The following is a 257-nucleotide window of genomic DNA, read 5'->3' as shown; positions in this document are numbered from 1 at the left end:
GCAGGGTTGGTTATGGAACTGCTACCTGTAGGAACGCGAAACGAGGGTTTATTTGTAGCTAACTCCACGGACTTCACAGCAATATCCAACGCAGCCTTTCTCATGACTTGTCAGTATTCCCAGTACGTATGGGTTAACGGTAGTATGCCATTACCTGTTGGTGGTGTTCCGTTTGCTCGCTGGAACGATCCTAACGTGTCAGTAGGCTTTGATGGTTCGAATATTATCGTTCGCAACGCAGCATATGGTGGAATCGA

General features: G+C 47.5%; 1 protein-coding gene. It reads left to right on the top strand.

Going from position 1 to position 257, the window contains the following annotated elements:
• Positions 1 to 12: 12 nt before the first annotated feature.
• On the top strand, positions 13 to 257 hold a 245-nt coding region (locus Y882_RS20585; protein WP_211259225.1), incomplete at its 3' end, for a DUF6453 family protein.

Origin of the sequence: Dyella japonica DSM 16301 (genome assembly GCF_001010355.1) — a bacterium.
GTDB classification, from domain to species: Bacteria; Pseudomonadota; Gammaproteobacteria; order Xanthomonadales; family Rhodanobacteraceae; genus Dyella; species Dyella japonica.
This window is presented reverse-complemented; position numbering and strand designations above follow the sequence as displayed.